We start from the raw sequence: 11,984 nt of genomic DNA, 5'->3' as shown, positions 1-11,984 counted from the left end.
TTTTGCGGCCGAAAAGTGCCATAGCACCGGATGCGCGACGCATGCCCGCTCTGCGGGCGGAATTGCTTTTCCAGAAAAGAACAAGGGGGCCGCAGCCCCCTGTCCCGGATGTTCTTTAGGGGAACAGCTTCTTCACGTAGTTCGGCAAGGCAAAGGCGGCCTTGTGGATCTCCGGATTGTAATATCCGGTCTCGATCCCGGCGGCGGCAAAGCGTGCCTCTAGATCCGCAAGGCTCACGTTGCGGGCCCTGTCCGAGTGGCTGCCCCAGCCGAACGCCATCGGCCCGCCGGCATAGGTCGGCACTGACGCCAGATAACAGGACGCATCGGCGAACAGCGCCTGGAAGGCGCGCAGGGTGCCGGTCAGCTCGTCACCCTGCATGAACGGCACGCCGTTTTGCGTTACGATGATGCCGTCTTCGGTCAGCGAACGGGCCGCGTGGCCATAGAAGGTGTCGGTGAACAGCACTTCGCCGGGGCCGATCGGGTCGGTCGAATCGACGATGATCACATCGAACTTTCCGGTATTCTCTTTCATAAAGAGCGCACCGTCGTTGATCACCAGATTGAGGCGCGGATCATCAAACGCGCCGTCGCTCAGCATCGGCAGGTATTCTTTCGAGAAATCCACCACGCCGCCGTCGATCTCCACCATGGTGACATGTTCGACCGACGTGTGGCGCAGCGCCTCGCGGGCCATGCCGCCGTCGCCGCCGCCGATGATCAGCACGCGTTTTGCGGCACCATGCGCCAGGATCGGCACATGGGTCAGCATCTCGTGGTAGATGAAGTTGTCGCCTTCGGTGGTCTGCACCACGTCGTCAAGCGTCAGGATGCGGCCGAATTGGCCGTTCTGGAACACTTTCAGGCGCTGATGCTCGGTGTTGCTGTCATACAGCATTTCGTCCACGCGCAGGGCCTGGGCGTAATGTGCGTGCAGGCTTTCCGTCACCCACTCCGGTTTGCTGGCACTGTTCATGCCGCAACCTCTTTGGCGATCAGTTCCTCTCCGCGCAGCAGTTCGCGCACTTCCACCATGTCAGTGTTGAAGGCCTCTTTCAGCACGTCGACGGCTTTCCACGGCTCGGCATCGCCGCACATGAAGACGTCAAAGGCGCCATAGCCGATTTCAGGCCATGTGTGCACCGAGATATGGCTTTCCGCCAGCACGGCCACGCCGGAGACGCCCTGGGGCGAAAACTTGTGGGTGTGGATGTGCAGCAGGGTGGCGCCGCAAACGTCAACGCAGTCGCGAAACGCTTTCTGGATGCGGGCTTCGCAGTCCAGGCCGGTGCCTTTCATTACTTCGATGATCAGATGGGTCCCAGCAAACACCTTGCCATCCTTGCGGATGAAATGGTCTTCGCGGTCCGAGTCCACAACGGAGTCGATATTCGCGGCTGTTACACCGCGGGCGGTATCTTCCTCATGGGCGCCTGTCTCCAGACCGATCCCCAGTTGGAAGAGGTTGGCGTCTTTCATGACACTCCCCTTCGTTCCAGTAGATTGCAATCCAGCCGGTTCCTTAGCGCCCCCCCGAATAAGGGTCCGGGGTTGGGATCGGTACCGAAAGTGAGGGGCATTTAGGCCGGGGGGGAGATTCGATCAACCTTTAATTTTTGCATAGCCGGTAACGCGCAAGGACCTGCATCCTGCGGATCATGAGGACGGGCAAAAAAAAGGGCCGGGGCGAACCCCGGCCGTCAGGTTGTTCTATTGCCCAGGGGATCATGGGCGCCAGAACGGAAGAGTGGCTTCATAATGGGCGTCCTGGCGGCTCAGCCCGATGTCCTTAAGCTGTGCTGCGCTCAGGTGTTTCAGATGGGTCCTTGTGCGGCGGCGCAGGCTCCACTTGGTCACCAGAACAGCAAAGAGGACGGCCCATTGCGCCAGCACCGGCAGGCCCGGGCGGCTGATCAGATAGGACATGTTCGAGTGTGCCATTTGCGTGTGCTGTACCATGGGAGGCTTCCTGTATTGTGTTGATACAATCCTGTTGATTTGTCGTGATGTTTTGATACAAAGGGGTAAGAGTGTTGTCCAAGGATGGATTGTAATGGGTACAATTTGGCCGCAAAGCCTGAGTGAGACAAAAGGTCCCAAGTATAAAAAGGTGGCAGATACAATCCGGTCTGCTGTCGAATTGGGCAGTTTGAAAATTGGTACAAAGCTGCCGCCAGTGCGCGATCTTGCGTATCAATTGAGCATTACACCCGGCACCGTAGCCCGCGCTTACAGCATTCTGACCGATGAAGGCGTGCTGGAGGCCGAGGTTGGGCGCGGCACCTTTGTAGCCGAAAAGAAAAAGCCGGTGCCCGATGACGTATGGTCGCGGGAGCTGCATTTGCTGGAAGCGCGCGATCCCGGCCATGTCAGCCTGTTCAGCCCGCGGATTGCCGATATGGGGCAGGTGGCCGCGGTGCGCGAGGCGCTGCACAAGGTGGCGGAAGGCGAGGCGCGCAATTTCCTGAATTATCCGACCCGCGACGCCTATCTGCCGGTGCGCCAGGCGGCGGCGGCCTGGGTGGGGCAGTCGCCGGTCGGCATGGTCACAGAAAACGATATTGTCCTGACACATGGCAGCCAGAACGGGCTGATGGTGGTTCTGCAAGCGATCCTGGAAGGGCCGCAGCCGGTGATCATGGTTGAGGATCTGACCTACGCCGGGTTCCGCCGTGCCGCGGAACTGCTGCGGGCGCAGGTGGTCGAGGTTGCCATGGATGAACACGGCATCCGGCCGGATTCAATGGAACTGGCGGTCCGCAAGACCGGCGCCACGGTGCTGTGCACCAGCCCAGAGGTGCATAATCCGACCGGGCTGCACACGCCGCTAGAGCGCCGCAAGGAGATTGTCCGCATTGCCCGCCGCCATGGGGTGCAGATCGTCGAGGATGACTGCTACCGGCTGGGCGAGTCGCGCGCACCCAGCTACCGGTCGCTGGCGCCGGAGCTTGCCTGGCATGTGTCCTCGATCTCCAAGATCCTGACACCAGCCCTGCGCGTTGGCTTTGCGCTGGCGCCCGAGGGCCGGTCCACGGACCTGCGGCGGGTGGCGGAACACGGGTATTTCGGCCTGGCGCAGCCGCTGGCAGACCTGGTGCGGATCCTGCTCAGCGATCCGCGGCTGCCTGATCTGGTGGCGGCGGTGCGCGGGGAAATGGCCCGCTATGTCCGGGTCGCGGTCAATGCGCTTGGCGGGTTTGATCTGACCTGGAATCCGGATGTGCCCTTTGTCTGGCTGCGGCTGCCCTCGGGCTGGCGCGCTGCCGCTTTCACCCGCGCCGCAGAATCAAACGGGGTTCAGATCCGCTCGGCAGATGAATTTGCCTTGCGCGACGGCCGCGCGCCGCATGCGGTGCGCATCGCCATCAACGCGCATGTGCCGCTGAAGCGGTTCGAGGAGGCGATGCTGCGCCTGCGCGCCCTGCTGGACAACCCGCCCGAGCAGATCAGCGTTTGATTTTTTGGGGTATTATCATACCTAATTTGTAAGATGTTGAATTTGCTATGTTTATTGTTGATTGCCGCTGTTGACGTTGCTTTGTGATCGCCGTAAACCCCCTCCATCGCATTCAGGCGTTTCCTTTCGGGGAATCTGCCGTCACGACAAACAGGATTGACCTGCCATGAAAACCTTCTCTGCTACTCCGGCAGACATCGAGAAGAAGTGGATCCTGATCGACGCCGAGGGCGTTGTTCTGGGCCGTCTTGCTTCCATCGTCGCCATGCGCCTGCGTGGTAAGCACAAAGCGTCCTTCACTCCGCATATGGATATGGGCGACAACGTGATCATCATCAACGCCGAAAAGGTGCAGATGACCGGCAAGAAGCGCGAAGAGCACTTCTACTGGCACACTGGCCACCCGGGCGGCATCAAATCGCGCACCAAACAGGAAATCCTGGAAGGCAAGCACCCCGAGCGCGTTGTGACCCAAGCGGTCAAGCGCATGCTGCCGGGCAACCGTCTGAGCCGTCAGATCATGACCAATCTGCGTGTCTATGCCGGTGCCGAGCACCCGCATGAAGCACAGGCCCCCGAAGTTCTGGATGTTGCATCCATGAACAAGAAAAACACCCGGAGCTAATGTAGATGTCTGATCAGATCAACACTCTTGAAGAGCTCGCAGCTGCAACCGGTGTGGAAGCAGTGGCCGAAGAAACCATCACACGTGAGCCGGTTCGCGATGAACTGGGCCGCGCCTATGCCACCGGCAAGCGTAAAGACGCTGTTGCCCGTGTCTGGATCAAGCCGGGCTCCGGCAAGGTCGAAGTGAACGGTTTGGAAATCAACAAATACTTCGCCCGTCCGGTGCTGCAGATGATCCTGCGCCAGCCGTTCCAGGTTGCCGGTGTTGAAGGCGAATTCGACGTCTACGCCACCGTTAAAGGCGGCGGCCTGTCCGGTCAGGCCGGTGCGGTCAAGCACGGCGTCTCCAAAGCGCTGCAGCTGTATAATCCCGCTCTGCGCGGCGCGCTGAAAGCGGCTGGCTTCCTGACCCGCGACAGCCGTGTTGTGGAACGGAAGAAATACGGTAAGGCCAAAGCCCGTAAGAGCTTCCAGTTCTCCAAGCGTTAAGCTTGCACAGAAACAGAACTGCAAAAGGGCCGTTCTTGGAGCGGCCCTTTTTGTGTTTGGAATGCGCAAATTTCCTGCACCGTTAACTTTTTTCAAAAAATGCCGTAACATGGGCGGACCGCTTCCTGTTGGGGGAACGCTGCCATGGCGCAAACCATCTATGAGAAATACGGCGGATTCAGCGCCATCAGCCGGGTCGTGATGACCTTTTATGAGTTGGCGCTTGAGTCCGATCAGATCGGCGACTACTTCGCCGATGTCGATATGGCGCGGCTGATCGACCATCAGACCAAGTTCATTTCCTCGCTGCTGGGCGGGCCTGCTTCCTTCAGCGATGAGCGGCTGGAGGCGGTGCACCGGGCCCTGGCCATAACCCATGATGATTTTGATGAAATGGGCGCGCTGCTGAAAGACGCGCTGGAGCAGCACGGGCTGTCCGAACCGGACGTGCGGGCCACTCTTGCCGCAATTGAAAGCAAGCGCAACGTCATCGTCCAACGGGACGCCGCATGAGCATTGCTGCCATCAACGAGCAGCTGCTGCGCGCCGTTGGCGTCGGTGTCGCGGTTGTCCGCGCTTCCGATCTGGGGTTTGTCTTTCACAATCAACCCTTTGCCGAGTGGTTTGGCACACCCGGCCCGGATGCGGCCCTTACGGATGCCATCGAAGGGTTGCAGCCACAGGATCTTGGCCCGCTGTGCGATGAGGGGCTGCGCTATTCTGCGGAGCTGAAAATCAAACGCAAGCGGCGGACGCTGGTCTTTGCCATCAACATCTCCCAGGCCAACCATCTGGACGAGGCGCTGTTGGTAGTGGAATGCCAGAACATCACCCGCATCCGCGAGCTGGAAAGCATGATCGACAGCTATTCCGCCATGGTGGAGCGCAACACCCGCGAGCTGGAGCGCGAGAAGGAGCGGGTGGAGCGGTTGCTGCTGAACCTGATGCCGCGCTCGGTCTATGAGGAGTTCAAGACCTTCGGCGTGGTGACCCCTCAGCTTTACCCTAAGGTGTCGGTGGTGATGCTGGATTTTGTCAACTTTACGGACTTCGCCTCCCGCACCGATCCGACGGTGACCTTGGGAGAGCTGAACGATATCTTTACCGCCTTTGACCGCATCGTCGAACAATACGGCTGCGAGCGGATCAAGACCATTGGCGATGCTTATCTGGCGGTTGCCGGGATGCCGGATCCTACCCCGGATCACGCCACCGCCGTGGCCCATTGCGCTACCCGGTTCCTGCGCTATCTGGACCGGCGCAACCAAAGCCATCAGCATAAATGGCAGGCGCGGATCGGGCTGGGCACCGGCTCGGCCGTCGGTTCGGTGGTCGGCATTCAGAAATATGTCTATGACGTCTTCGGCCCGGCGGTGAACCTGGCCTCGCGCCTGCAAGTCTTTGCCAACCCGATGAAAATCGTCGCACCGGAAGAGATGAAGGAAGCCCTGTCCGAGGAGTTCCGCGTCACCGACATTGGCCCCGAAGATATCAAAGGCATCGGTGAGGTGCATCTTGTCAACGTCGGTGACGAGTTGCGCGCCCCGCAGCCCAGCAGCCGGTTCTAACCGTCCGGTGCAATCAGCCCCAGTCCGCGCAAGTAGATGCCGATACCGCTTTCCAGCAGGTCCTCGGGCGGGAAGGGCGAGGCGGCACCGGGCGAGTTCCGTGCATAAAGCTCCACCACTCCGTGGCTCATTGCCAGCACATGGGCCGAGAACATCGAAGCAGGCGGGCGTTTGTCTTCCGGGATATGCTGGCTGAGGTCTGCCGCCGCGCGTTCCAGGATCGCCCGTGCCCGGGCAGCAGCATCAGCCAGTTCCGGCGTCCGGTTCACCGAAATGCCGCTTTCGAACATGGCGATGTAATGGCCCGGATGCTTGCGGGCAAAGGCAAGATAGGCGCGCCCCGTGGCCTCAAACGCCGCCAGCGCCGAGGGCTGGTATTTGTCATAGGCGTGCTGCATCAGGTCGGCAAACATCGCATAGCCCTGCCGCCCGGCCTCGGCGATCAGATCCTCGCGCCCTTTGAAGTGGCGGTAGACGGCGGCGGGGGTCACGCCGGCCTGTTTGGCAGCCTCCGACAGGGTGAACCCGGTCGGGCCCTTGGCCTCAATCAGATGCAGGGCTGCTTCGACCAGCGCCTGGCGCAGATTGCCATGATGATAACCGCGTTTAGGCATCCCAGATATCCGGGCCTCCGCAAATTCCAGTGTCCAATTCGCCAATCGCATCGGCGTTCTTGCTGTCATAGTCAAGCGCGTGCAGCACGCTGCGCATCGCCGCCAGCCGCGCCCGCCGCTTGTCATCTGATCGGATGATGGTCCAGGGGGCCTCGGCACTGTGGCTGCGTGCAAAGGTTTCGGAAATGGCGGCGCTGTAGCCGTCCCATTTCTCCAGCCCCTTCACGTCAATCGGGCTGAGTTTCCACTGTTTCAACGGGTCGGACTCGCGCGACAGAATCCGGCGCAGCTGTTCTGCCCGGCCAACGTTCAGCCAGAACTTGAACAGATGCACGCCATCCTCGGCCAGAGCGCGTTCAAACCCCGGAACCTGGCGGAAGAAGCGCTCGCGCTGCGCGTCCGTGCAGAAACCAAACACCTTTTCCACTACGCCGCGGTTGTACCAGCTGCGGTCAAAGAACACGATTTCGCCGCCCGACGGCAGGTGCTGGACATAGCGCTGAAAATACCACTGGCTTTGTTCGGCCTCGGAGGGTTTGGACAGCGCCACGATCCGCGCACCGCGCGGGTTCAGGTTCTCGCGAAAGCGCTTGATGGTGCCGCCCTTGCCAGCCGCGTCCCGGCCTTCGAACACAATGGCAATGCGGGCGCCGCTGGATTTGACCCAGGACTGCAGCTTGACCAGTTCGATCTGCAGCGCCTCCAGCTCCGCCTCGTAGGCCTTGCGCTTCATCCGCTCCCGGTAGGGGTAGCTGGGGCTGAGGATCCCGTCTTTATCCGCGCCTTTGATGGCCTTGCGGATCTCCTCCGGCGCGCCGGTCTGGTAATAGTGGCTTATGGCCCCGTCAAATGGCAGCGGCATGTGAAAAACCCTTCTGTCCTCAACCCTTTATATGGGCAAGAGGCAAGGAATGTGAATCGTTTTAACGCAATTGTGCGCGCGAGGCGGCCCGGCGCACGGCTACGGCCACTTCTGCTGTGGCCACATGCTTGTAGCGGGACACTTCGCGTTGCAGTGCGGGACACTTCCCGTTGCAGCAACTCATTTTTGCGATTTCCCTAATTTTTAGGCGCAAAACCAGCGCTTAGCCAGTCCGGTTCTGCTCCTGTTCCGCGATTTGACGCCGGAATTTTGGGACACTTCCCGTTGCAGTACGGGACACTTCCCGTTGCAATACCCGGCAACCCGCCGCCCAAAACGTAAAAAAACGCAGGGCGGCGGAGGGTTTTAAGGGGTGTTTAAAGGGGTGTTAAAGGGCCTGCAAAGGATTCGGCCCCGACAGCGGACAGAAGCAATTTTGCCCCCAGAGGCGCCAGCGCCCGCTTCCAAAGCTGCAGAGCGGTTTCACCGGGAAGAACCTGCACGGCCTCCTGCAGCCGCTGTCCATGCGCTGTGACTACCGGTCCGCTGTCGGTCTGAGGTGTGAGCCAGTAGACCGACCCGCCGGTTATGCGTTGCCCATCGGCCAAGCTATCCCGGATCGCATGGCGCCCTTTGTACTCCGGCAGCAATGATGGGTGGTAGCCGATGGCGCCGAGCCGCGACCATTCGATGAACCAGGCAGGTACAATTCGGAAAGAATGCGCAGACACCACCAAGTCGGGCCGCCAGGGCAGGTCGGCCGACAGCAGAGGGAGGCGCCGGGCCTTTACCTTGCAGGGGATGCCAAGGTCCTCGGCCGCCGCCTTTGCCAGAGTGTCTTCCGGCTCGGTAATCAATGCGAGCGCATAGCCTTCACCTGCAAGACGGCGCAGCACCTCGGCCGCCAGCCAGGAACATCCGATGACGGCCACGCGGAACGGTTCATTCTTCGACATATCGAAATCCTTGTACTGCCCGGAAATGGCCGCCCAGGCGGCCTTTGAGACTGCCGGTGCTCTTTGAGGCGGCGCAGCCGAGGGCAGAGGAAACCTGTGCCCAAAGCGGCTGAGCGCGCAGAGCGGCGGCCAGCCCGGGGTGTGACGTGTGAAAGAGTGAGGGCATCGGGCGGTCGTAACGGTTCACGCCTCGGCGCCACAGGGCGCAGACCTCATTCAGGAACCGCAGCCCCAGCCCGGCGCCTTGCCATTCCGGCATAATGACCAGGCGGCAGGCGCGGGCCTCGACCAAACCAGGCCGGGGGCTGAAAGCTACATGCGCAACGGGTTCGCCGCCGACAAAGCCGGTGTAATAGTCCGCCGCGACCATTCGGGGCATCTTCAAGTAGTGATGCGGCTCAAACAGGGGCCAGTAGGAACCGTCGGTCTTGTGAATGTCCATTGCGATGCTTGGCGGCCGTCGAAGACGCCTCCATTTAAGCTCGGCACTGCGGGTATCAATCACCCAATCCGGCTGCAGCCACTTGGCCACATCGTCGTGGCAGGTAATGCCGACGAATTGGCCGGCGCCCCGCCGCCAGGCTTTGGAGAAGGCAGCCGCCCCGATTCTGGCAACCTGCCGGTCGATGGTCGACGTGAACTCGTCCACGACGGCCAGGGCGGGGCGCTCGCACAGCAAGCGGGCCAGATTGGCACGGAACTGCTCCCCGTTGGAAAGGTGCCGCCATGGGCGCAGCCAGCTCGGCACGCTGCCCAAGCCCACAGCGGCGAGCGCGGCGGTGACCTGGTCCATTTCGCTATCCGGGGAGATTGCATCAATGACGGCCGCATTACCGGGCCATTTAGGGGCGGCGTCTGCGTTCCGGCCGAACAGCTTGCGGCCCAAGGACGACTTGCCGGAGCCGGACGGCCCGATGATCAAGCCAACCTGCCAGGGGCGGGCGCCCAGGTCGGCGTCCAGTTCCAAGCGGAAGTCTGCATCATCTTCCACATTGAACATGCTGGACACGCGGGCTGCGCGGTAGGTTTCTGGGATGGGGGATTTGTGGTGGATGCTGAGCCTCATGTGTTCACCACCTTGCATTTGCGCCCCTGGGCCTTCAGCTCCTCAAAAAGCGCTTTCTGGGCCGGTTCGTCCGGCACCAGGACAATAACGCCGAACTGGCGCTTATAGCGGTTCCCTTTCGGTTTCCCGTGGGTTCCGGGCGGCAGCGGGGGTAGATTGATCTCGGATGACGTGGGCATTCTGCCCTTCCTTTCCATCGCGCTCATTGGATTGATCCGGGCGCTTTGGTGAAGGGCTCTGCGGCCTCAGGGAATTATGTGCCTTGCATCTTGGGCACTTGATGGCGAGCGTGCCGCTAAGGGCGCCAGGCTCAATTTTGAATAACAATCTGCGGCATTCACCGCAACGCTGGTCTTGCAGCTTCAAGTGGAATCACTCCAAAGAGGCCGGGTCCTCGAGGACAGGGAGCGGCCAAGAGTGTTGTGTGGTCGGCGGGGTAAGGTGTGAGAGCTTCGGCCCCGAGTTTGGGGGGTGATGGTACACCCCCCGGCCTCCCGCTACCGGGAGGCGGGTTGTTTCAGGTTTCAGCCGCAGGGGCGGCCATGGCGGCATCAAACGCAGCCCGCACAGCAAACCCGGCCAGATCTGCATCGCTGAGTGCGGCGATCTGCGTCTCCACAGCTTCCTCCGCATCAAAGCAGCTCTGCACATGGGCCGCGACGGCAGCGGTGATCTGTTCCAGGTCCGCACGTGTCAGCTTGATCCAGCCATCTGGGGCCTTCCAGGAGAACGGCTCGCTTTTGATGCCCAGTTGCAGAGCAAACAGCGCCTCAGTGAGGTCTTCGCGGGTTGTGCGGTCGGTGCGGGCGTGGAACCCGCTGGGCAGCGTGATGCCGCCGTTTTGGATTTGCCACCGGGTTCCGGCCAGATCGGACAGGAGCGCCGCGCGGGCGACTGCTGCGACCTGCTCAGCCGTGGTGATTTTCAGGGAGAACGTCATGCTTTGGCCTCGCCGGTCATGGGTTTGCGAACAATTGGGTCAGGCACCGGGCCGCTGGCGACGGTGAGCGTCGGCGGGACAACAGGCTGGTCCGGCTCTGCAGTTGCCTCGAAAAAGAACCACCGCAGCTGAACATGCAGCTCGCCATTGATCCGCTCGATGCGCCCTATGAACGGATGGTTTTCGCCTTCCGGTTCGGCAAAGCCGCCGTCAGGCACGGCGGAAAGGTCATAGGGCACGCCGTCCACAGTGATCACATCGCCGCTCACGCTGGCGCTGGTTTCAGATTGGCCGGGAGGACCGGCCACACAGATGCAGGTTACTTTCATGATGATCTCCTTTAATACCAGCGGCCTTCGGCCCTGAGGCTGCAAGGCGTTGCAGTTCGCCCGCCCGCAGTGTCGTGCGCGTTCCAGGAAACGGCCAAGGCAGACGGCGCCCGTGCGCCACCAATGATGGCATTTGCAGAGGACCGGGCAGTGACATGAACGGTAAGATTTGTCGTCGTAGAGAAAGCTGCCGGGAAGTCCCAAACAGAGTCAGCGCCACTGTCCGCAGTGATGGCTTTAGTGCAGATTTGCGTCCCATCAGCGAAGCGCACCCACTCGCCAGTGGGGCCGCTGCCACGCTTGGGGATTAGGCTGATCCAATCGAGCCAAGTTCCGCCGTCCTTGATCCGCGTGAACATCTTGCCGCTGGAATGCGCGATCAGGATTTGCGCCGCGTTGTCGGCGTTGTACTGGAACTGAAGGAGGCAGGAGCCGGAAGAAAACGCCTCGCCTGCTGGCAGGGTGGAATTTCCCAACACCGCGGAGGTCAGAAAGTAGGATCCGGATGTAGCGATGTCATCAATGTTGTCATTCGGAACCGGAGCGCCCTTATCGCCCCAACCGAAGGCGTTTGTCAGTAGCAGCTTGTCTGCTGTGGCATCCGTCGCGCTGGACTGCACCGCCGCACCGCTGGCAGCACCTTCCTTGAGGCGGAGCTGCCAATCGCCCCCGGCTTTCAGCGCCACCTCATTGCTGGATGGCCAGCCCAGGCCGGTGTCTTCATCACCCAGCTTGACCACATCGGTGCTGAACTTGCCCTGTCCGGGGCCGTCCGCAACGGCTTGAAACGTGCCGGTCAGCGCCTGCACGCTGGCCACCACATCATGCGCCAGCGACATAGTGGGGAACAGCGCATAGATCTGCCCGGCCGCCGTTGCGCCCTGGTACACAGGGGTGATTGTCAGGAGCGTGCCGCTGCTGACCGCCAGCACCTCATAAACCCGCCCGTCCGGGCCGACAAAGCCCCATCCCGCCTGCGCGCTGCCAAAGAAGCTGGTGCCGGTGCCGGTGACGATTGCGCTGCCGTTCACAACGCTGACTGTTCCTGCCTTTGGCCATGCCATAGGGCTGCT

General features: G+C 61.2%; 17 protein-coding genes. 5 read left to right on the top strand and 12 right to left on the bottom strand.

The window, feature by feature from the left end:
• Positions 1 to 115: 115 nt before the first annotated feature.
• From speE to K3724_RS10650, 3 genes are all read right to left on the bottom strand, one after another.
• Positions 116 to 979 carry a polyamine aminopropyltransferase gene (gene speE, locus K3724_RS10660; protein WP_259992497.1) on the bottom strand — a complete coding sequence of 288 codons (864 nt, stop codon included), beginning with the start codon at positions 977 to 979 and terminating at the stop codon, positions 116 to 118.
• The gene (speD, locus tag K3724_RS10655) at positions 976 to 1,482 is read right to left on the bottom strand and encodes an adenosylmethionine decarboxylase (RefSeq protein WP_129370740.1); all 507 of its coding nucleotides are present in this window, start codon (positions 1,480 to 1,482) and stop codon (positions 976 to 978) included. Before speD ends, speE begins: the two co-directional genes overlap by 4 nt.
• Before the next feature lie 246 nt (positions 1,483 to 1,728).
• A complete protein-coding gene (locus tag K3724_RS10650) occupies positions 1,729 to 1,962 on the bottom strand; it encodes a DUF1127 domain-containing protein (protein WP_027258807.1) in 234 nt (77 codons plus the stop codon).
• Between the two features lie 94 nt (positions 1,963 to 2,056).
• Here K3724_RS10650 and K3724_RS10645 point away from each other — a divergent pair, with 94 nt between their 5' ends.
• The 5 genes from K3724_RS10645 (at position 2,057) to K3724_RS10625 (ending at position 6,144) form a co-directional block, all read left to right on the top strand.
• Positions 2,057 to 3,460 carry a PLP-dependent aminotransferase family protein gene (locus K3724_RS10645; RefSeq protein ID WP_259992496.1) on the top strand — a complete coding sequence of 468 codons (1,404 nt, stop codon included), beginning with the start codon at positions 2,057 to 2,059 and terminating at the stop codon, positions 3,458 to 3,460.
• A gap of 166 nt (positions 3,461 to 3,626) precedes the next feature.
• On the top strand, positions 3,627 to 4,085 hold the full coding sequence (rplM, locus tag K3724_RS10640; protein WP_129370746.1) for a 50S ribosomal protein L13: 459 nt from the start codon (positions 3,627 to 3,629) through the stop codon (positions 4,083 to 4,085).
• Between the two features lie 5 nt (positions 4,086 to 4,090).
• Positions 4,091 to 4,576 (top strand): 30S ribosomal protein S9, encoded by a 486-nt coding sequence (rpsI, locus tag K3724_RS10635; protein ID WP_129370747.1) that lies wholly within the window; start codon positions 4,091 to 4,093, stop codon positions 4,574 to 4,576.
• Between the two features lie 144 nt (positions 4,577 to 4,720).
• Positions 4,721 to 5,089, top strand: coding sequence for a group 1 truncated hemoglobin (locus K3724_RS10630; protein WP_259992492.1), 369 nt, complete (start codon positions 4,721 to 4,723; stop codon positions 5,087 to 5,089).
• Entirely contained in the window at positions 5,086 to 6,144 is a 1,059-nt protein-coding gene (locus tag K3724_RS10625; protein WP_259992491.1) for an adenylate/guanylate cyclase domain-containing protein, read from the top strand. The genes K3724_RS10630 and K3724_RS10625 overlap by 4 nt, the downstream gene beginning before the upstream one ends.
• Here the strand turns inward: K3724_RS10625 and K3724_RS10620 are convergent.
• The 9 genes from K3724_RS10620 to K3724_RS10585 all read right to left on the bottom strand — a co-directional run bounded on the left by K3724_RS10620 (position 6,141) and on the right by K3724_RS10585 (position 11,975).
• Positions 6,141 to 6,758, bottom strand: coding sequence for a TetR/AcrR family transcriptional regulator (locus tag K3724_RS10620; RefSeq protein ID WP_027258814.1), 618 nt, complete (start codon positions 6,756 to 6,758; stop codon positions 6,141 to 6,143). The genes K3724_RS10625 and K3724_RS10620 overlap by 4 nt on opposite strands.
• Entirely contained in the window at positions 6,751 to 7,620 is an 870-nt protein-coding gene (gene ppk2 / locus K3724_RS10615; protein WP_259992490.1) for a polyphosphate kinase 2, read from the bottom strand. Before ppk2 ends, K3724_RS10620 begins: the two co-directional genes overlap by 8 nt.
• A 377-nt stretch (positions 7,621 to 7,997) precedes the next feature.
• Complete coding sequence (locus K3724_RS10610) at positions 7,998 to 8,576, bottom strand: formyltransferase family protein (protein WP_259992489.1); 579 nt, start codon at positions 8,574 to 8,576, stop codon at positions 7,998 to 8,000.
• Entirely contained in the window at positions 8,563 to 9,642 is a 1,080-nt protein-coding gene (locus K3724_RS10605; RefSeq protein ID WP_259992488.1) for an ABC transporter ATP-binding protein, read from the bottom strand. The genes K3724_RS10610 and K3724_RS10605 overlap by 14 nt, the downstream gene beginning before the upstream one ends.
• The gene (locus K3724_RS10600; protein ID WP_409201411.1) at positions 9,639 to 9,839 is read right to left on the bottom strand and encodes a hypothetical protein; all 201 of its coding nucleotides are present in this window, start codon (positions 9,837 to 9,839) and stop codon (positions 9,639 to 9,641) included. Before K3724_RS10600 ends, K3724_RS10605 begins: the two co-directional genes overlap by 4 nt.
• Positions 9,745 to 9,969, bottom strand: a complete 225-nt coding sequence (locus K3724_RS23985) for a hypothetical protein (RefSeq protein ID WP_409201420.1) — start codon at positions 9,967 to 9,969, stop codon at positions 9,745 to 9,747. Before K3724_RS23985 ends, K3724_RS10600 begins: the two co-directional genes overlap by 95 nt.
• 190 nt (positions 9,970 to 10,159) lie before the next feature.
• Positions 10,160 to 10,582 (bottom strand): DUF4376 domain-containing protein, encoded by a 423-nt coding sequence (locus tag K3724_RS10595; RefSeq protein WP_259992486.1) that lies wholly within the window; start codon positions 10,580 to 10,582, stop codon positions 10,160 to 10,162.
• On the bottom strand, positions 10,579 to 10,911 hold the full coding sequence (locus K3724_RS10590) for a hypothetical protein (protein ID WP_259992485.1): 333 nt from the start codon (positions 10,909 to 10,911) through the stop codon (positions 10,579 to 10,581). Before K3724_RS10590 ends, K3724_RS10595 begins: the two co-directional genes overlap by 4 nt.
• An 11-nt stretch (positions 10,912 to 10,922) precedes the next feature.
• Entirely contained in the window at positions 10,923 to 11,975 is a 1,053-nt protein-coding gene (locus tag K3724_RS10585) for a pyocin knob domain-containing protein (protein WP_259992484.1), read from the bottom strand.
• Positions 11,976 to 11,984: the final 9 nt, after the last annotated feature.

The organism is Leisingera sp. M658 (assembly GCF_025144145.1).
Classification (GTDB): Bacteria; Pseudomonadota; Alphaproteobacteria; order Rhodobacterales; family Rhodobacteraceae; genus Leisingera.
The sequence above is the reverse complement of the archived record's forward strand: the minus strand, read 5'-3'. Positions and strand labels throughout refer to the sequence as shown.